This window comes from Aeromonas sp. AE23HZ002T15 (assembly GCF_054165525.2).
On sequence record NZ_CM201342.1, the window covers coordinates 202,445 to 222,215 of the forward strand.

Genomic DNA, 19,771 nt, shown 5'->3' on the forward strand with positions numbered 1-19,771 from the left:
ACACGGCACCTCAGATACAGACGAAAAATAGACTAGCGAGACGCCTTGTCCCACAGCAAGCGGGTATCCAACATCCGCGCCGACATCATGGTGAGCACCACCACGCCGGCGAAGGCGGTAGCCCCCGGACCGGCCCGCACGTTCAACAAGACCCCCCGATCCACCAGGGCCACCATCAGCGAGATGACGAAGAGATCCAGCATGGACCAGCGACCGATGAAATCGATGATCCGATACATGATGAGCTGGCGCTTGCGCCGCACCGGCTTAGCCCGCTGCAACTGCCAGCAGATCCAGCCCAGCCCCAGGATCTTGCCGATGGGGACTATGATGCTCGCGGTCAGCACTATGGTGGCGATGCCTGACATCTTGCTGCGATAGAGCGCCATGATACCGCTGAAGATGGTATCTGACTGCAATAACCCCTTGTTGTAGAAGTGGGTGATGGGCAAGAGGTTCGCGGGCAGCAACATGAAGGTCGCGAGCGCCAGCAGGCCCCAGGACCAGGCGAGGGAGCGGGGGATCCGCATCTGGAGATGGCTGTGACAGCGGGGGCAGCTCGCGCCCGGCTGATAACGCACCAGCAGGCCGCAGGTGTGGCAGCGGCAGAGCCCCAGCTCACTGGCGCTGGTCTGGCTCATGGTCAGGCTCCTGTGAGGGGGTGTGCAGGGGGATCTTCTCCCAGTAGGGGGAGGGATCAAACAGAATAAGCAGCGTCATGTTGAGCAACATCAGGATCCCGAGGCTCAGCAGACCGCCCCCCAACCGCACGTCGGCGATGTCGATGAGCTTGAACAGGGCGACCAGCAGGCTGACGATATAGACCTCCAGCATGGCCCAGTGGCGAAACACCTCCACCGCCCTGAGGGTCGGTGCCAGTATGTGCCAGCGCTTGGCAAGGCCGGAGGCGAGGGCGAAGATCCCGAGCAAGAGCCCCGTGGGCGCCAGGGCGGCGCACCAGAGCACCAGCCCCGCCACCCAGAATTCGTTCTCCCCCAACAGCACCAGTATCCCCTTGAGCAGGTTGGCGTCCGAGTTGACACCCGCCAGGCGCAGGTAGAGGAGGGGCTCAAAGAAGGCTGACGGCAGCAACAACAGCCCGGTGATGGTGAGCGCCATCAATTGGGAGGAACGAAAAGCATAGCGCCCGTACAGATGCTGATGACAACGGGGGCAGTGGGCGTGACGGCGCAGCGGCAATAACTTGCGTTCTATCAGCAAGTCGCAGGCCGGGCAGACGATCACGGAGCGGGTATCCGACATACGATTCAACCTGTTGAAGGAATTGACAAAATTTACCCTAAAACCGGCCAGCTGTCTTGCCCTGGCGAGGGCCGGCGCCAAGAAAAGTGTGTCATCATGTTGCGCACCGAGTAAGGCCTGCAGGCGCTAACCTGCCTTGCTTTACCATCTCCTGGCTTTAACACTGTGGCGGATTTGCTCCTCGCCAGTGCCTTCGACGGCTAGCCGTTTGCAATACTGTATATCCATACATATAATCATCCTCACTACCATGAGGAGGACGCCAGTATGGCCGTTGAGATCAAGTATGTTGTGGTGCGTGGGGGAGTGGAGAAGATGACCTTTGCCAGCAAGAAAGAGGCGGATGCCTATGACAAGCTGCTGGATACCGCCGATGAGCTGATGACCTTGCTCGCCAGCGCGCCGGTTGAGCTGGCTCCCGAGCAGCAAGAGGGGCTGGCCTTCTACCTGGCCGAGCAGCGGGATCTGCTGCAAAGCGTCTTGCGGGGCGGAAAAGGGCAGGGGATCCCACCCAGGGAAGAGAAAACCGAGGCCACTGACAAACCCAAGGGAAAGTCGCTCAAGAGCGTGGCCTGAGGGGAGGGGGCGCGAAGACTGGCAATATCAGAACAAACGCGCCCTATTCATAAAATAAGATTTTCAATTCACTTTTCTCGGTATTTACCCCGAGAATTTTCTGACCAGGCTGCATATTCATTGAATAAATGAAAAGCTCGGAGATGGATAGGCTGCCAGGCAGCACAGGTGCCCATCCCGCCATTCTGGGCAGTGATGCCGATAACCCCATTTATCGGCATCAGGTTTGGTCCATCTCACACCTTTTTTCACAACCATAAGCACCGCCATGACTCATCCGTCTCTGCCACCCGCCATGCCACTATTCGATAGCCTGCTCCATCTGGAGGCGGGCAACCCCCTGGTCAACCAGCATCTGGCCAATCTCAGCCTGGGGGATGTGCCGGATGCGGGGCTCGTCTACGAGCTGGCCGTCGACTGGCTGCTGGAACAGCGCCACAACGAGAACAACTACAAGACCTATCGCAGCGAGCTGACCACCTTTCTTCACTGGTGTTTCGCCGAGATGGCCATCAGTCCCAAGGATCTCACCCGGCGCATCATGATGCGTTACCTCGACTACTGCCAGTCACCACCACAGGAACTGATCGCTTACCGAAATGTTGCCCAGTTCGTGCAGGACAAGGAGTGGGGAGAGCGGCTGCCCAACCCCCAGTGGCGGCCATTTCTGGGCAAGCGGGACCTGGGTCGCGAGCTGCCATACCGCCTGAGCGAACAAGCCATGAAGACCAAGCTCGCCATCCTCTCGAGCTTCTTTCAATTCCTCGTCCAGGAAGAGTACATGGATCGCAATCCCGCCTTGTTGCTGCAACGGGTCAATCGCCCCGTGCAGCCATTGCTGGAGGAGCAGAGCCAATCCTTTACCGAGTTGCAGTGGGCCTATGTGATGCAGGCGGCCGAGCAATTGGCCACAGAACATCCAGCGCAGCACGAGCGCAGCCGTTTTCTCATCTGTCTGATGTATGCCTGTTATCTGAGGATCTCCGAGGTCGCCGCGAGGCCAGGTTTCAGTCCCGTGATGAGCCAGTTTCGCCGCGATGGCAAGACCGGGGTCTGGGGCTATTTCATCCCGCGCAGCAAGGGTGGTAAGCGGCGTACCGTGGCGGTCTCCCAGGCCTTGCTGGATGCGCTGAAACGCTATCGCACCTTCCTGGGATTATCTCCTTTGCCGGCGCCCAACGAGCAGACGCCGCTCTTCATACGCCACAAGGCCGCAGCCCACGGTCGCGAGCAAGGCGAGCTCAATGCCAACCTCGGGATCCGCCAATTGCGGGAGCTGGTGATGGCGGTGCTCGAGCAGGCGGCCAATCTGGCCGAACAGGATGGCTTTGCCCAGGATGCCGCCGAGATGCGCAGCCTGACACCGCACTCCATCCGCCACACCGGCATCACCCACGACATCAACTTGAACGGCAGACCGCTGTCCCACGTGCAAGCCGATGCGGGCCACGACAGCATAGACACCACCTCCAAATACCTGCATACCGGCCACAACGAACGCCACGAGAGTGCCAACCACAAACCCCTGGACCATTTGCATGAATGAGTCATCCACAACAAACCATCAAAACCGTGGATGCTGCAATGGACTGCCAGACAAACCACCTCAGTGCCGCTTAAATACAAAACCGCGCATAATGTATATTATGTTAAATTAAATATATTGGTTTCCTTTTTCCACCCATCGAACTGTGTATAATGGGAATAATTGATCCTATCCCCGACCGGATGTCTTAAGTGGCTGAATTAACATCAGAACAATTAAAACCCGCTTTCTCGATTGAGCAGTTTCCTGCCCTGAGTGAACTCGAACCCATCCCTTTCGCCGCTCTGCAACCCAGGGCCATTTCAGGCATCAAGAGACTGGCCAGTTTTGACGGTGACTGCACGGTCATGCTGCTCAATGGATTCCCCGGCGCGGATTATGAGCACGTCTGTCAGACCTTGATCGCCGCCTCCAACGGCAAGGATGGCGATCTGTTCGACCTTTGCTACACAGAGAACCTCAACAACCCGTTCAAGCCTATTTGGCTGCGTCTGCAGCCCGGTACCGGGTTCGAGTTCTGCGAGATGGTTGGCGAGTTGCTCAAGCTGATGAGTCACCATCTGGACGCCGAGCGGCTGGTTACTCGCATCATCCGCAAACAGGAAAATGACCCCAAGATCGTGGATTTTCTCTCCGATCTGGCGGCCCATGTCGCCCAGGGGCTCGAATTCCAGCATCCGGTACTCATCAACCTGCTGATCCATCATGAGGAGCAACAGGCTCCGGTTGTCTATGGCCGGGATCTGAACTGGGACACATTGTTTGGCTCCATCAATTACCAGACCGAACAAGGCTCTGTGTATGCCAACCAGCACTTGCTTGAGCCTGGACTGATGCGCGAGGCCAATGGCGGCTATCTCATCCTCCAGCTCGACGAGCTACTGGATCAGCCTCATCTCTGGTTCAAGCTCAAGAACGCCATGTTCAAGGGCGAGCTGGACTGGAACGCCTATCAGGAAGGCAAGACTCTCACCCCCTTCTTCACGCCCGAAGCGACTCCGATCCGATTCAAGCTTATTCTGGTAGGCGATCGTCTCGAGGTAGCGGAGTTCCAGATGCTTGACAGGGACATGTCGGAACGCATCTTCCTGCGGGCCGATCTGGTCTCCGAGGTGAACATCGAAGAGGATTTGCCCGAGTTTCTGCAATACCTAGCCTGGCTGCGGATGCGTTGGGAGCTGCTGGACTTTACGCCGGCCGCCCTCCTCGCCCTGTGCCGTCATGCCAGCAGGCTTTGCGATCATCAGGAATGGCTCGCCCTGTCTGAGGTGCAACTCAGCGCCCTCATGCGCATGGCAGACAGCCTGGCCAGGGAGATGGAGGCCGAGGCCGTCACCGACGAGCACATAGTGCTGGCGCTGGAGGAGCAGGATTATCGCCTCAACTACCTGGTGGAGCAGTCCGATCAGGGGGTCATCGATGGTCAGATCCTGCTGCAGACCGATGGTGAGGAAGTGGGCCAGATCAACGGCCTCTCCGTCATCCAGGTGGCCGGTCACCCCTACGACTTCGGTGAGCCCGTGCGGCTGACCGCTACCGTGCACCTGGGGGATGGCGACGTGGCGGATATCGAACGCAAGGCGGAGCTTGCCGGCCACATCCACGCCAAGGCGATGATGATCATCCACGGTTATCTCTCCAACAAGTTTGGCGCCGAGAATCCCTCCCCCCTCTCGGCCAACCTGGTGTTTGAGCAGTCCTATCACGAGATCGATGGTGACAGTGCCTCCCTGACCGGTCTGTGCGCCCTGCTCTCCGCCCTCGCCCGCCAGCCCATCTATCAGCATTTCGCCGTGACCGGCGCCGTCGACCAGTTTGGCAACGTACAGGCCGTGGGCGGTGTGAACGAGAAGATTGAAGGCTTCTTCCGGGTGTGCAAGATCCATGGTCTCACCGGCAAGCAAGGGATTCTGCTGCCCGGCACCAACGCCCAGCAGCTCAATCTGTCCGACGAGGTGATCGCCGCCGTCGAAGCCGGTCAATTCCACATCCATCCGGTGGATCACGTGGAGGAAGCCATCGAGCTGCTGACCGGCTGCGTGGCGGGCGAACCGGACATGCCGGATACCCTGTTTGGCCGGATCCAGGAAAGACTGGATGAACTCAATGGCACGGCGCCCAAGAGCGGACTGCTGCGCAGCCTGCTTGGCCGCCTGTTTGGCTTGTAATAAAGAGATCGGAGTTGTTTAGCGAACATCTGTACGCTAAATTGGCCCGGCTTTGACCCATATGAAGGATAATCAGCGTGACCCTAGATAACGACACCAATCCCCGCCTTTCCCTGTGTGAACAAGGCAAAGACTCGTTTACCCGTGAAGAGCTGCTCGCCTGTAGCCGTGGCGAATTATTTGGTGAAGGTAACAGCCAACTCCCCGCCCCCAACATGTTGATGATGGATCGCATCGTCAAGATCAATGACAACGGCGGCGAACATGGCAAGGGCGAGATCCTGGCCGAACTCGATATCACGCCGGATCTCTGGTTCTTCGACTGCCATTTCCCGGGTGATCCCGTCATGCCTGGTTGCCTGGGCCTCGACGCCATGTGGCAGCTGGTCGGCTTCTTCCTCGGCTGGAAAGGTGGCCCCGGCAAGGGCCGAGCGCTGGGTGTGGGTGAAGTGAAATTCACCGGCCAGATCCTGCCGACCGCCAAGAAGGTCACCTACAAGATCACCTTCAAGCGCGTCATCAACCGCAAGCTGGTGATGGGGATTGCCGATGGTGTGGTAGAGGTGGACGGTCGTCCCATCTACAGTGCAATCGACCTGAAAGTGGGCCTGTTCAAGGACACCACCGCCTTCTGATCCGGGTTGAGATCACCGAGAAAAGGGGCCGGGAGGCCCCTTTTCTGTCTGCAGCACATCCATCTTGTGGTGAGAGACAACAACGTAAAGGGGCCATCGTGGCCCCTTTCCCGTTTCAATGAGTGATGAAGTATCAATTACTTCATGAAGAGGCCTGAGCCTCGCCCTTCCATGGCATCGCGCCAACCACCAAGCCAATGGCCTCTGGCATCCAGGCATTGATACGGACAGGCTTCTTTTTGTTTGCCGACAACGCCAGCCTGATAACCACGAGCGCGAGCTCTTTCCAGACGGTCCCGTTTCTGTCTCTTCATCATCTACGACCCTCTTCGTGGAACAAAAAAAGCGACCAAGTTTTCACCGGTCGCTTTCATCTTTACCCCAGGGGGGAGGCAGGGTCAAACAAAAATTTCCATGCTATTCAGCCAATGTGACACAAGATACTGAACTGCATTAACTTTTAATGACACCCTTTTTTAGCGCTGATAACGGCGCAGCCAGGCGAATGGCAGGGCCAGCAGCGTCAGCCAGAACAGGCTGCCACCGCCACCACCGTCGCCATCCTGACCGGTCTGGTTATTGACCGGTGCGTTGCTGACCACATAGTTGGCCGGCGTGTTGCCCTGATAGTCCTTCACGGTCGGTGCCAGCTTCACCGCGACCACGGTCGCGTTGGTGCGGTTCTTCAGATCGCTCTCGCTGTCATAGCGATAGGCGGTCGCCGCTATGGTACCATCGGCGCTGATGCCGCTGGCGAAGGCGATGTGGTAGTACTTGCCATTCTGGGCACACTGCTTGTTGCCCGCATCATCCAGGCCACAGATCAGATCGTTCAGATACCAGCTGTTGTTCGGGGCCGCCGCGTTGAGCAGGAAGGCCTCCTGCATGCGGTTGGTGCCGTTGACCACGGGCTGGGTCTGATGGCGGGAATCGCGCCAGCCGACCACCATGTTGTGATCGTTGATGGCCGCCGCCTCGGAGCCGGAGCCGGAGAGCGGATTGTCCTGCAGGGGTACCACGGCCGAGGTGGTCGGGGTGTTCAGGTTAAAGAGGAACATCTCCACCGGCCGGTTCTGGCCCTTGTTGATCCGGTAGCGCTGGTTGCCTATCACATAACCGTTGTCGTTGACCGCAACCGCCCAGCTGTGTTGCAGCTTGGCATCGTCTTTACCGGGCTGACCTTCCGGCAAGGGGATAACCTGGGTGGCCCCCACAGTGCCGGCACTCAGATCCAGGGTCCAGTAGCTGGCCAGGTTGCGGCCATCCAGATCCCCTGATCCATACTCGCCGGTGGAGCTGTAGCCTACCCCATAGACGGTGCCGTTGTATTTGGCCGCATCCAGTGCAGAGGCGGTCTGCAACACGGAGTCCCGTCCATTGGCATAGCTGCTCGGCTGCACCAGCTTGTCCAGGTTGCCTGAGCTGTTGAACAGCCAGAAGCTGGCCTGGGTGTCGACACCCGGGCAATAGCGGTAGTCACCGTATTGATCTTCATTGCCTTCGAAGCAGTAGCGATAGAAGTCGCCGTTGACCACGTGGTTCAGACCGCTGGCCGCCGTCCCTGTCACCAGATACTTGCCGTCCAGCTTCTTGATGGCGGTCGGGATACTCAGGCTGTGCGCCAGGCTGCGCGTGCTGGCGGCATCCTTGAGTTCAACCTGGTTGCCATCGGCGATGACCGCATAGGCGGTGCGGACCTTGCCGGCCATCTTGTAGCCGACGCGATCGGCGGAGGTTTCCCCCAGCGCCGTCACCAGACCGTCTGTCTCATTGCTGATCACGGACCCGATGTTGCTACGTTGATCCGTGTTGGCACGGAAATCGACGCGCCACTGGTAGGCGAAGTTACCCGTGCTGTTGTCGTCCCAGAAAGAGTCACAGACGGAGCTGGAAAGCATGCAGCCCTGTTCAAACCGGAAGCGGTCCACCAGAAAATCGGCAAACTGCACGGTCGAGAAATACTCGGCCGTGTTGTTCTTGGCAGTGATCCCGAAGAGCCCGCTGCCATCTGTGCTGATCCCGCTGGCATATCCCTTGTCAGACGCATCGACAATGGTGAAGAAGGAACCTTGTGCCGCCTGCGCGTTGAGGCTGGCGCCGACCAGTACGGCCAGTATGGATAATTGCTTTTTCATCTACTTCCTTATTCTTGATGTTTCAACGCTTCCAACTCCTCCCAGCGGGAGAAGGCATGTTCCAATGCGGACTCGGCCGCATTCAATGCATCCAGTTTGGACTGAGTCTGCTCCGCCGGCAGAGAGAAGAAACCGGGGTGGTTGATCTCCGTTTGCAGGGCATCGAGTTCAGCCTCCAGTTGCTCCAGTCGGACCGGTAGATTATCCAGTTCCAACTGCAACTTGTAAGAGAGTTTCTTGGCTTTTGTGGCGACGGGACTCGCCGCCACGACAGGCTCTGGCGTCTTGCTCGGCGCCGGTTTGCTTGTCGCTTGCGCCTCTTGCAATGCCCGGGTCGTCATCATGTCGGCGTAACCGCCCACATAATCGCTGATCCGCCCATCCCCTTCAAACAGCCAGCAACCGGTCACCGTGTTGTCGATGAAACGGCGATCATGGCTGACCAGCAGCAGGGTGCCGGGGTAATCAGTCAGCAGCTCCTCCAGCAATTCCAGCGTTTCGACATCCAAATCGTTGGTTGGTTCATCCAAAATCAACAAGTTACTGGGTTTGAGGAACAGCTTGGCCAACAGTAGACGGTTTTTCTCGCCCCCTGACAAGGCCTTGACCGGGGTACGCGCCCGTTTGGGTTCAAACAGGAAGTCCTGCAGGTAGCCGAGGATATGGCGGGAGCGGCCGCGGACCATGACCTCCTGCTTGCCCTCCCCCACGTTGTCCACCACGGTCTGCTCGGGATCGAGCTGCTCGCGGTACTGATCAAAATAGGCCACCTCCAGGTTGGTGCCCCCCTTGACCTTGCCCCGGCTGGGGGCGAGTTGACCCAGCAGCAGTTTGATGAGGGTGGACTTGCCGCATCCATTGGGGCCGACCAGGGCGATCTTGTCGCCGCGCAGCACCTGCAAGTCAAGCCCCTGGAACAGGGTGCGATCGCCAAAGTCCAGCCCCAGCCCCTCGGTCTCGAACACCAGCTTGCCGGAGCGATTGACCTCGTCCAGCTGCAGCTTGGCCTTGCCCTGCAGCTCGCGGCGCTTACTGCGCTCCATGCGCATCGCCTCGAGGGCGCGGACACGACCTTCGTTGCGGGTGCGGCGGGCCTTGATGCCCTGGCGTACCCACACTTCCTCCTGAGCGAGCTTGCGGTCGAACTCGGCGTTTTTCAGCTCCTCGACTCGCAGCCACTCTTCTTTACCCTGCAGGTACTGATCGTAATTGCCGGGCCAGGATGTGATCTCGCCGCGATCCAGATCGATGATCCGAGTCGCCAGCTTGTGGATGAATTCGCGATCGTGGGAGATGAAGACGATGGCGCCGCGGAAATCCTTGAGGAAATCTTCCAGCCAGTTGATGGCCTCGATATCCAGGTGGTTGGTCGGCTCGTCCAGCAGCAGCAGATCCGGATCGCAGGCCAGGGCGCGGGCCAAGGCCACCTTGCGCAGCCAGCCGCCGGAGAGGCTGTCCAGGGTCACGTCGGGATCCAGCCCCAGCAGGGTCAGCACCTGGTTGATGCGGGTTTCGAGCTGCCAGCCATTCTGATAGTCGAGCTTCTCTTGCAGCTCGCTCATGGTGCGGATGTTGGCATCGCTCGGATCGTGGGCAAGCTCGAGGGAGATGTGGTGATACTGCTTGAGCAGCTCCCCGACCCCGGCCAGCCCTTCGGCGGCGTAGTCGAACACCGTCAGCTCGCTGGAAGCGGGCGGATCCTGCTCCAGGCGAGTGACTTTGAGATCCTGCTGCAGGACCACGCGCCCGTCATCGAGGGGCAATTCGCCTGCGATCACCTTCATCAGGGTGGATTTGCCCGCCCCGTTGCGACCCACCAGACAGAGGCGCTCGCCCCGCTCGATGGAGAGTTCCGCCTTGTCCAGCAGCGGGAAGTCACTGAACGACAGACAAGCGTCGTGCAATGTTAATAAAGCCATGAAGTATCCTTGTTACCTGCCAAAAAGACGGAAGAAGGTCCAGCCTTCCCCCACCCTTTCACTCTGTTATCTCGCCCCATCGGGAGCACTGGCATCGACCCAGGCACTGAGTTCCGCCAGGGTGAAGGGCCAGCCGAGTTCCCGGCCGGCCTCATCACGCAGCACCGGAATGCGCACCCGATAGGCGGCGAGCCAGTCATCATTCGCCATGATGTCGCGGCGATGAGTCTGGCCAGCCAGCCCGGCCTGCTCCACCAGCCCCCAGGCCTGTTCGCACAGGTGGCAACCGTCGGTGTGAAACAGGGTCAGCATCAGGCGGCGCTCCCCTCGGGCGCGTGGGTGATGATCCAGCAGTTGTGGATGTGCTGGTTGCGCTCGAAGTCCTTGGGCCGGGTCTTGCCCGTGATGTTCTGCGCCTTGAGACCGGCGGCCTCGAGACCGGCCAAGTCCATCTTGAAGTGGCGCTTGTTGTTGGAGAACACCAGGGTGCCATCCGCCGCCAGCAGGCGTTTCAAGTGCTGCATCAGCATCAGGTGATCCCGCTGCACGTCGAAGCTCTCGTCCATCCGCTTGGAGTTGGAGAAGGTGGGTGGATCGATGAAGATGAGATCGTACTGGCCATCGGCTTCCGACAGCCACTTGAGGCAATCCGCCTGCACGAACTTGTGCTGACGGCCCACCAGGGAGTTCAGGCGCATGTTGTCCTGGGCCCAGTTCAGGTAGGTGTGAGACATGTCTACCGTGGTAGTCTCGCTCGCCCCGCCAAGGCCTGCATGTACGGTGGCGCTGCCGGTATAGGCGAACAGATTCAGGAAGCGCTTGCCCTTGGCCATCTGGCCCAACATGCGGCGGGTCTGACGGTGATCCAGGAAGAGGCCGGTATCTAGGTAGTCGTAGAGGTTGACCCAGAGACGGGCGCCGTACTCCTGCACCTCCATCCGGTGCTGCTCTTCCCCGAGCTTCTGGTACTGCTGCTTGCCTTCCTGACGCTCGCGCACCTTCAGGATCACCTTCTCGCCGTCCATGCCGGTCACCTTGATGGCGGCCTGCACCATGTCGAGCAGACGCTGGCGGGTCTTCTGAGCGGGGATGTCCTTGGGGGCGGCGTACTCCTGCACCACCAGGTAATCCTTGTAGCGGTCGATGGCGGCGTTGTATTCCGGCAGATCCGCGTCATAGATGCGGTAGCAGTCGAGGTTCTCCTTGCTCGCCCACTTCTCCAGAGTCTTGAGGTTCTTGCGAAGACGGTTCGCGAAGTCCTGGGCCACCTCTTTCTGGGAGGCGACAGAATCCAGCGCGATCTGGTAGTTGCGCAGCTGACACTCCAGCGCCCCGTTGAACAGGCGATATTGCTTGTCGGCCCGCAGGCGAAGGCAGCTGAGCAGCTCGGGTGAGGCGGAGAGAATGGAGACGCGCCAGCCCTGGAAGCTGCGGCGCAGGGCATCCCCCAGCGCCTGGTGTACTTCCAGCAGTGCCGGGAACTCACCCAGACGCTCACCGTACGGCGGGTTGGAGATAAGCATGCCCACCTGAGCCTTAGGCTGATCCTCTTGCGCCATGGCGTCAGTCGTCTCGGGGGCGGCCTTGGGTAGCGGGTTCTGCAACTGGGTCACATCGGCCTGCTTGAAGGTGATGAGGTGCGCCACCCCGGCGGCCTTGGCGTTGTCGCGAGCCTTCATCAGCACCCGGGTGTCCGCATCGCAACCAAACAGCTTCACTTCGCAGCGCTGCATACCGCGCTTGGCACGGACCTGGGCTTCCATCACCAGGCTCTGCCACAGCTCGCCGTCGTGTTGCAGCCAGCGATCGAAACCGAAGCGCTCGCGGCGCAGGGCCGGCGCCATGTCGGCGGCGATGAAGGCCGCCTCGATCAGCAGGGTGCCGGAGCCACACATGGGGTCCATCATGGGCTCACCGGCCCAACCGCTACGGGCGATCATGGCGCAGGCCAGGTTCTCTTTGAGCGGTGCCTCGCCGGTGCCCTGGCGATAGAAACGCTGGTGCAAGGCCGGGCCGGAGAGGTCCAGGGTTATGTTGGCCTTGCCTTTGCCCAGATGCGCCATGATGCGAATGTCCGGGGACTTCTTGTCCACGTCAGGGCGCACGTGACCGCGCTTGGTGAAGCGATCGACGATGGCATCCTTGATCTTGAGCGCCCCGTACTGGGTGTTGCGAATGGCCGGGTTGGTACCGGTAAAGTCCACCGCTATGGTAGCGGTGCCGGAGAAGTGCTCTTCCCAGGGGATAGTGTGGGCGCCGAGGTAGAGATCCAGATCGTCGTTCATCTGGAATTCGGACAGCACCAGCACGATGCGGGAGGCGAAACGGCTCCACAGGCAGGCCTTGTAGCCAATGGCCAGTTCGCCTTTGAAATGCACACCGGCAACGGTCTCACGGACCTGCTCTGCGCCCAGGTTGGTCAGCTCATCGGCCAACAGGTTTTCCAGCCCCTTGGGGCAGGTTGCAAAAAATTCTTTCATCACGCTCACGGGGATGCCATAAAAATAGTGCCGCATTATACCTTATCGGCCCGCACTCGGCATCCGAACCTTGGGCTTCACGGGAATATAAGGGGCGACCCTGAACAAGCGACATCAGTCAATGGGGGAATATCCCCTGAAATCAGCCAGCAATCGGTGGGTATGCGACCAGCGAGCCGCCAAGCAGTCGCTTTGATCTGCTTTATCGATGCAGGGCAGCATGACAGTCTGTGGAAGAGGAGTGAGTATAATGGGGTCTAGCGAGGCTAGTCATCGATGCGACTGGCCCCTCGCCTTTCGAGTCGAAATAAGCGGGTGGCCGGGATGATAGGAAGGGATAAAAAATAAACAGCAATAACGAGTCTGTCTGGCGGCGATTTTATCCGTCAGCTGACCTGACGATATTGCGCCGCCGGGGCGATCCTTGCCTGCATACGATTATTCATCACCTTGATCACCCCAAATCGCGGCAATGTCTTGCTGGTGGTCAGAATTAATTCATCGGTCAGGTTCAGACATACGCTCGCCTGATCCCCGGCCTCGATCACCATAAATTCCCCCACCCCGTGGGCGGTTTGCATCGTGACGATCATCCCCGTCTCCAACTGGCAATGGGCTTGTTGTTCATTAAAGAACCAGCTTTGCGGCATCAGGGGTTTATAAAAGCGACTGACGGCGATGGCATTCAATACCAGCTGAACCTGATGGGGTACGCTCCAATCGAGTTCGGCAATCTTGTCCATCAACTGATAATAGAGGGCGGCATCGTCCACACAAAAAGGCTGGGTGGTGAAGGAGCAGGGCACCAGTTGCCGCCCCTTATATTCGGTGGCGAATATCATGCGATCGGATAAATCCAGCATCAGACGATCATCCTGAGCGTCATAATGCCATTGCCAATTGTCATTGGGTTGGATGCACATGAGGTTACCCTTACTTAAGCCGTTACTCGACTTTATTCCATGTCGAGAATTTGAGCAACTTTAAATAAGGGTAACCGATTATTTTTTAAATATGGGTAACGATCTCTTTGACCAAGGCCGGGCCCTTATAAATAAAGCCACTGTAAATTTGGACCAGAGTGGCACCCGCGGCCAATTTCTCCCGGGCCGCCATGGCACTGTCGATCCCCCCTACCCCGATAATAGGCAGGGCACCATCCAGCGCCTTGGCTAGCTGGCGGATCACTTCGGTGCTCTTGTGCTGCAGCGGACGGCCGCTCAGTCCACCCGCTTCACCGGCATGGGGCATGTCATAAATCATGTCACGCTCGAGGGTGGTATTGGTGGCAATCACCCCATCGATCCCGTTCTTGATTAAGGACCCAGCCACCTGCTTTATTTCATCCAGACTGAGATCCGGCGCGATTTTAACGGCGAGCGGCACATACTTCTTATATTTGGCGGCCAGCTCCTGTTGGCGCGCCTTCAATGCCGCCAGCAACTCATCGAGCGCCTCGCCGTATTGCAATTGACGCAGACCCGGGGTGTTGGGCGAGGAAATATTGACCGCGATATAACCGGCGTGATCATAGACCTTGTCCATGCAGATCAGATAATCATCTTTGCCCTGCTCGATGGGGGTGCCCTTGTTCTTGCCGATATTGATCCCGATGACACCCTGATATTTGGCTTCCCGCACCCGGGCCACCAGATGATCGACCCCCTTGTTGTTGAATCCCATCCGGTTGATGATCCCCTCCGCCGGAATAACCCGGAACAGGCGAGGCTTGTCATTACCGCTCTGTGGTTTGGGGGTCACGGTACCCACTTCAATAAAGCCGAACCCCATGGCACCAAATGCATCGATGCACTCCCCGTCTTTATCCAGGCCGGCGGCCAGCCCCACCGGATTGGCAAAATTAAGCCCCATGCAGGTGACGGGGCGTTTTGGCAGGGAGTGGCGGAAGAAACAATCGAGTGGCGTACCGAGAAGGCGGGGCAAATATTTGATGGAGAGATCGTGAGCCTGTTCCGGATTGAGTTTGAACAGAAAATGCCTGGCGATGGGGTACAGCATGTTTGCTCCTTAAAAAAAGCCCCGGCAACTGGCCGGGGCTTTTGGGGTGATGCCAATCTTTGCGATTAAAGAGTGCGGCAATTCAACTGGAGCAGGTTCAACTCTCGCAAGGCCACCGAGAACTTGGCGAACTCGTGAGTGCCGGAGGTCTTGAAGTCGGCCAACATGTGGGTCCAACGGGACAAGAGTTGTTCATGCTCCGAAATCCAGTTGGCCAATATGGTAGCGCATTCCCCCTGCTCTTTGCACCCTTCCAATACCACGGAAGTGAGACTGCGTTGCTGCCAGTCCAGATCCTCGCGGAAGGAGGCCCGGGCCATCGCCTGCCAGTGGTTGCCCACCGGCTGATGGTTGATCTGATCCAGGAACCAGTGCAGATCCAGCTTGGCGCCGAGGCGATAGTAGACGTTGGCGGCGCGCACTATGTCGGTCTTGTGCTCAGCGGCGATCTGGGCCAGATCCAGGCTGGAGAAGAGGCTGCTCATGTGGGCCACCTGGCGGGCGATGTGCTCGGGCACCTGCTTGGCCACCAGCTCCGCGACCCTCTGCTGATGCTCGGCCACTTCGCTCTCGTCCATCACCTCGTAGAGATGCTCTGCCAGGGTCTCGAAGGCCGGACGGAAGAAGGCGATGTTCTCACCGATGCTCCAGCTGCGGTTGCGAGCGCGCAGGAACCAGCGGGTGGCGCGGCGCACTATGCGGCGGCTGTAGAACATCAGCTCGAGCTGGGTGTTGGCATCCACCAGGTTGTCGCACCCTTCGATGTCGCGCCACAGCTTGTTCAGGCCAAATACCTCCCGGGCCATGGCGAAGCAGCAGGCCACTTCCGCCACCGAGGCACCGGTCTCGTCCTTCATACGGCTCGCGAAGTTCAGCCCCATGTCGTTGACCAGCATGTTGGCGACGCGGGTCGCGATGATCTCGCCACGCAATGGATGCTGGGCCAGAGCCGCGCCGAACTGCTGCTGCAACTGGGCCGGGAAGCTTGTCACCAGCATGTTGGCGAGGAAGGGCTCGTCGGTCACCTCGGGGCAGTTGAGCTGCTCTTTCAGCACCATCTTGCCGTAAGCCACCAGCACGGCGAGCTCGGGACGGGTCAATCCCTGGCCGGCAGCCATGCGCTCGGAGAGCTCCTCGTCGCTTGGCAGGAACTCGAGGGCGCGATCCAGCTTGCCTTCACGCTCCAGCCCCTGGATGAAGCGCTGTTGTTCTTTCAGCTGCTCGGCGCCGCGGAAGGCGGTGACCGAGATGGACTGGGACTGGCGATAGGCGTTGGTGATGACGATCTGGGCGACGTCGTCCGTCATCTCGTACAGCATCTGGTTGCGCTGCTTGAGGGTCAGATCGCCGGCGGCCACCAGCTGGTTCAGCAGGATCTTGATGTTCACCTCGTTGTCGGAGCAATCCACCCCGCCCACGTTGTCGGTGAAGTCGGTGTTGATGTGACCGCCCTGGCTCGCGTATTCCACTCGGCCGAGCTGGGTGAAGCCGAGGTTGCCACCCTCCCCCACGATGCGGGCACGCAGATCGCGGCCGTTGACTCGCAGTACATCGTTGCTGCGATCGCCGACGTCGGCATCGCTCTCGCGGGCGCTCTTCACATAGGTGCCGATGCCGCCATTCCAGAGCAGATCCACGTTCAGGCAGAGCAGCGCCTTGATCAGCTCATTCGGCGCCATGCTGGACTTGTCGGTACCGAGCAGGGCCTGGATCTCCGGGCTCAGCTTGATGGACTTGGCCGAGCGCAGGAAGATGCCGCCCCCCTTGGAGATGAGCTCCTTGCTGTAATCTTCCCAGCTCGAACCCGGCAGCTCGAACAGGCGCTTGCGCTCGACGAAGCTCTTGGCGGCGTTCGGGGTCGGGTCGATAAAGATGTGCATGTGGTTGAAGGCGCCCACCAGTTGGGTGTGCTCTGAGAGCAGCATGCCGTTGCCGAACACGTCACCGGCCATGTCGCCGATGCCCACGCAGGTGAAGTCCGTGGTCTGGCAGTTGATGCCGAGTTCGCGGAAGTGACGCTTGACCGACTCCCAGGCACCGCGGGCGGTGATCCCCATCTTCTTGTGGTCATAGCCGACCGAGCCGCCGGAGGCGAAGGCGTCGCCGAGCCAGTGGCCATACTCCTGGCTTATCTCGTTGGCGATGTCGGAGAAGGTGGCGGTGCCCTTGTCGGCCGCGACCACCAGGTAGTAGTCATCTTCGTCGTGGCGTACCACGTCACGGGGCGGGATCACCTCGCCGCCGATGATGTTGTCGGTGACATCCAGCAGGCCTCGGATAAACAGGCGATAGCAGGCCTTGCCCTCCTCCTGGATGACGGCGCGCGCGGCGCCCACCGGCATCTGCTTGCAGTAGAAGCCGCCCTTGGCGCCGACCGGCACGATGACGGTGTTCTTGACCTGCTGCGCCTTCACCAGACCCAGCACCTCGGTGCGGAAGTCTTCCTTGCGATCGGACCAACGCAGGCCGCCCCGGGCTACCTTGCCCCAGCGCAGGTGCACCCCTTCCACCCGTGGTGAGTAGACGAAGATCTCGAATTTCGGCAGCGGCAGCGGCATGTCGGTGATGCTGGCGGGGGCCAGCTTGAAGGAGATGTAGGGCTTGATCTTGCCCGCCTTGTCCAACTGGTAGTAGTTGGTGCGCAGGGTGGCGTCGATCATCTCCATGTAGCGGCGGATGATGCGATCGTCGTCCAGGTTCGCCACCTGATCCAGTTTGGCGGCGAGCTGCTCGTGCAACTTGGCCTGGGCCTTGGCGTCCTGCTTGATGGCCGGGTTCAGGCGCAGATCGAACAGGGTGAACAGCAGCTCGGCGATGTCGGGGTAACGGGTCAGCGTCTCCTCGATGTAGGACTGGCTGAAGGAGACGCCGGTCTGGCGCATGTACTTGGCATAGGCTCGCAGCACGGAGACCTGACGGCCGCAGAGGCCGGCCCCCAGCACCAGACGGTTGAAACCGTCATCTTCCAGGGTCTTGTTCCAGATGGCGGCGAAGGCCTGCTGGAAGCGCTGTTGGCTCTGGGCGAGATCGAACGGCTGATCGCCCCGCAGCAGCATGGAGAAGTCCAGGATCCAGAACACCTCGCCGGCCGGGGTGCGCACCTGGTACGGCGTCTCGCCGATGACCCTCAGCCCCATGTTTTCCAGCATGGGCAAGACGTCGGAGAGGTGGATGGGCTCGGCGCGGTGGAACAGCTTGAGGCGAACCCGGCGATCGTTTTCCTCTTCCTGGGCACGGTAGAACTGCATGCCCAGCGGCGCCTCTTCACTCAGGCCGTCGAGGGCCATGATGTCCGCCACCGCGGAGCCTGGCAGCACGTCCTCTTTGTAGGCGCGGGGGAAGGCGGCGCTGAAACGGCGGCGCAGGGCGTTACCACGAGCCTCCCCATAGTGAGAGAGCAATACGGAGTCCAGGCGGTCATCCCAGCTGCGGGCGGCTTCGATCAGGTTGTTTTGTACTTCGTTCACATCCACATCCACGTTGTTGTTGTTGACCCGCACTATGTAGTGGGTCCGGGCCAGCACGCCTTCGGAGAAGTAGACGTTGAACTCCACCTCGTCGTTGCTGCCGAAATATTTCTGCAGGATCTGCTGGGTCTTGACCCGCAGCGCCGTGTTGTAGCGCTCCTTGGTGACATAGACCATGCAGGAGAAGAAGCGGCCGTACACATCCCGGCGCACGAACAGGCGCAGCATATCCCGCTCCTGCATCTCCAGCACCCCGAGGCCGGTGGCCAGCAGCTCTTCCTCGCGGGCCTGAATGAGTTCATCGCGCGGGTAGGTCTCCAGCACGTTGAGCAGCGCCTTGTAGGCGTGGGAGCCCTTCTCGTGACCGGAGGCAGCCATGATGCGTTCGAGGCGATGGCTGATGAGCGGGATCTGGGTCGCGCTGGTGTTGTAGATGGAGGAGGCATAGAGGCCGATGAAGCGATCTTCCCCCACCACCTTGCCGTGCTCGTCGAAACGCTTGATGCCGATGTAGTCCACATAGGCCGGACGGTGCACGCGAGCCTTGCTGTTGGACTTGGTGAGGATCAGCAAGTCGGAGCTCAGGGCCGCGTGGCGGGCGCTGGCAGGCATGTTGCCGAGGCGCTGGCCTTCGTCCTTGATGGAGTTCTTCATCAGGCCGAGGCTCGAATCCGCCTGGGGCAGGATCTCGTGATCCCCCTCCACCGCATGGACGTCGTAGCGGCGATAACCCATCAGGGTGAAGTTGTGGGCGGCGACCCACTTCAAGAAGGCGACGCAGGAGTCCACCTCGGCCTTGCTGACCGGGTTCTTGCGCTTGGGCAGTTCTTCGATGATCTCGTTCAGACGCGCCAGCATGGGCTGCCAGTCCCCCACCGCCAGGGCCACTTCACCGGCGACGGATCTCAGCTCGGCGGTCAGCCCTTCCATCTCCTCTTCGCTGGTGAGGTGATCGATCTCGATGAGGAAGGCGGTTTCCACCGAGGTCTGCTCGGCGGTGTTATCCAGGGCCAGGATGGCGCTGATCTTGCCCTCCTCCCCGCGGATGAGGTGCAGCGGCTGGTGCAGCATCATGTGGGCCGTGATGCCGCGGCGCTTCAGGGCCATGCGGATGGAGTCCACCAGGAAGGGGGAATCCTGCAGGATGATTTCGACAATGGTGTGGGGAGACTGCCATCCGTGGCGGGTCAGCTCGGGGTTGTAGACCCGGATATAGGGGTCGGTGCCGGTGCGCTGGTTGAGCGCATTCCACAGACTCAGGGCCGCGCCGTAGAGATCGCTGTCATTGCGATCGTGCAGATCGGTGCTGGCCATGTTGCCGTAGAACTTGGCGACAAAGCGCTCCACCAGAGAGGCACTCTTCTTGGGCAACTTCTGATGGATCAGGCTGAGAACGTTTTCGAGCAGAACTGAGGTAGGGGCGTCTTTCAATGCCATTGCTAGTTTCCTTATCGGACGACATCACAGACACGGCGACATCCACCCTGGATGCCAGCCGGTTCAGAGTTGCTGCGAAGTGTAATGGCTTGGATCGAGGAAGGCGAGCAAAGGTGATAACGGGAT

At 59.7% G+C, this 19,771-nt stretch carries 14 protein-coding genes; 4 read left to right on the plus strand and 10 right to left on the minus strand.

What is annotated here, in order from left to right; genetic code table 11:
* Positions 1-32: 32 nt before the first annotated feature.
* Together ACT5M9_RS00915 and ACT5M9_RS00920 are read right to left on the minus strand one after the other, a co-directional pair.
* Entirely contained in the window at positions 33-641 is a 609-nt protein-coding gene (locus ACT5M9_RS00915) for a paraquat-inducible protein A (RefSeq protein WP_457978620.1), read from the minus strand.
* Positions 619-1,263 carry a paraquat-inducible protein A gene (locus ACT5M9_RS00920; protein WP_457978618.1) on the minus strand — a complete coding sequence of 215 codons (645 nt, stop codon included), beginning with the start codon at positions 1,261-1,263 and terminating at the stop codon, positions 619-621. The genes ACT5M9_RS00915 and ACT5M9_RS00920 overlap by 23 nt, the downstream gene beginning before the upstream one ends.
* 267 nt (positions 1,264-1,530) lie before the next feature.
* On the opposite strand from ACT5M9_RS00920, the gene ACT5M9_RS00925 reads away from it, so the two are divergent.
* The 4 genes from ACT5M9_RS00925 (at position 1,531) to fabA (ending at position 6,188) form a co-directional block, all read left to right on the plus strand.
* Positions 1,531-1,839 (plus strand): YebG family protein, encoded by a 309-nt coding sequence (locus tag ACT5M9_RS00925; protein ID WP_457978617.1) that lies wholly within the window; start codon positions 1,531-1,533, stop codon positions 1,837-1,839.
* A 268-nt stretch (positions 1,840-2,107) separates the two neighbouring features.
* A complete protein-coding gene (locus tag ACT5M9_RS00930; protein ID WP_457978616.1) occupies positions 2,108-3,385 on the plus strand; it encodes a tyrosine-type recombinase/integrase in 1,278 nt (425 codons plus the stop codon).
* A 191-nt stretch (positions 3,386-3,576) separates the two neighbouring features.
* Positions 3,577-5,553, plus strand: coding sequence for a Lon protease family protein (locus tag ACT5M9_RS00935; protein ID WP_457978614.1), 1,977 nt, complete (start codon positions 3,577-3,579; stop codon positions 5,551-5,553).
* A gap of 77 nt (positions 5,554-5,630) precedes the next feature.
* Positions 5,631-6,188: a 3-hydroxyacyl-[acyl-carrier-protein] dehydratase FabA gene (gene fabA / locus ACT5M9_RS00940; RefSeq protein ID WP_457978612.1), complete on the plus strand. Its 558-nt coding sequence runs from the start codon at positions 5,631-5,633 to the stop codon at positions 6,186-6,188.
* 137 nt (positions 6,189-6,325) lie between these two features.
* Here the strand turns inward: fabA and rmf are convergent, their stop codons facing one another.
* From rmf to ACT5M9_RS00980, 8 genes are all read right to left on the minus strand, one after another.
* Positions 6,326-6,505, minus strand: a complete 180-nt coding sequence (gene rmf / locus ACT5M9_RS00945) for a ribosome modulation factor (protein ID WP_005315693.1) — start codon at positions 6,503-6,505, stop codon at positions 6,326-6,328.
* Positions 6,506-6,664: 159 nt separating this feature from the next.
* Positions 6,665-8,323 carry a DUF3466 family protein gene (locus tag ACT5M9_RS00950; RefSeq protein WP_457978610.1) on the minus strand — a complete coding sequence of 553 codons (1,659 nt, stop codon included), beginning with the start codon at positions 8,321-8,323 and terminating at the stop codon, positions 6,665-6,667.
* Positions 8,324-8,331: 8 nt separating this feature from the next.
* Positions 8,332-10,242, minus strand: a complete 1,911-nt coding sequence (uup, locus tag ACT5M9_RS00955) for an ATP-binding cassette ATPase Uup (protein WP_457978608.1) — start codon at positions 10,240-10,242, stop codon at positions 8,332-8,334.
* Positions 10,243-10,308: 66 nt separating this feature from the next.
* Complete coding sequence (locus ACT5M9_RS00960) at positions 10,309-10,554, minus strand: glutaredoxin family protein (protein ID WP_457978606.1); 246 nt, start codon at positions 10,552-10,554, stop codon at positions 10,309-10,311.
* Complete coding sequence (rlmKL, locus tag ACT5M9_RS00965) at positions 10,554-12,758, minus strand: bifunctional 23S rRNA (guanine(2069)-N(7))-methyltransferase RlmK/23S rRNA (guanine(2445)-N(2))-methyltransferase RlmL (RefSeq protein WP_457978604.1); 2,205 nt, start codon at positions 12,756-12,758, stop codon at positions 10,554-10,556. The genes ACT5M9_RS00960 and rlmKL overlap by 1 nt, the downstream gene beginning before the upstream one ends.
* 350 nt (positions 12,759-13,108) lie before the next feature.
* Positions 13,109-13,645 carry a cell division protein ZapC gene (locus ACT5M9_RS00970; RefSeq protein ID WP_457978602.1) on the minus strand — a complete coding sequence of 179 codons (537 nt, stop codon included), beginning with the start codon at positions 13,643-13,645 and terminating at the stop codon, positions 13,109-13,111.
* Positions 13,646-13,730: 85 nt separating this feature from the next.
* Positions 13,731-14,741 (minus strand): quinone-dependent dihydroorotate dehydrogenase, encoded by a 1,011-nt coding sequence (gene pyrD / locus ACT5M9_RS00975; RefSeq protein WP_457978601.1) that lies wholly within the window; start codon positions 14,739-14,741, stop codon positions 13,731-13,733.
* Positions 14,742-14,806: 65 nt separating this feature from the next.
* The gene (locus tag ACT5M9_RS00980) at positions 14,807-19,645 is read right to left on the minus strand and encodes an NAD-glutamate dehydrogenase (RefSeq protein WP_457978599.1); all 4,839 of its coding nucleotides are present in this window, start codon (positions 19,643-19,645) and stop codon (positions 14,807-14,809) included.
* Positions 19,646-19,771: the final 126 nt, after the last annotated feature.